This window comes from Gilliamella sp. Pas-s95 (assembly GCF_009795795.1).
In the GTDB taxonomy this organism is placed as follows: Bacteria; Pseudomonadota; Gammaproteobacteria; order Enterobacterales; family Orbaceae; genus Gilliamella; species Gilliamella bombicola.
The window spans coordinates 1-217 of record NZ_WTFC01000141.1 but is presented as its reverse complement, the minus strand read 5'-3'; the positions used below and the strand labels follow the sequence as shown (position 1 = coordinate 217).

Genomic DNA, 217 nt, shown 5'->3' with positions numbered 1-217 from the left:
CGTATTAAGCCATTGGTGTTTTCATTTGTGCCTCTTTGCCAGCTTTTATAAGGCTCCGCAAAGTATACAGTAGTATTTAAATAATGCTCAATCGCATGATGATAATTAAATTCCATCCCATTATCAAAGGTGATGCTTTTAACCATCTTTTTAAACGGCGTTAGCAATTTTATTATCATATCTCTCGTTTCGGAGGCGGTGCGTTGATTAAGGCGTC

The 217-nt window shown here is 37.3% G+C and carries 1 protein-coding gene; it reads right to left on the bottom strand.

From position 1 onward, the window contains the following. On the bottom strand, positions 1-217 hold a 217-nt coding region (locus tag GQ598_RS11035), incomplete at both ends, for an IS30 family transposase (RefSeq protein WP_160404156.1).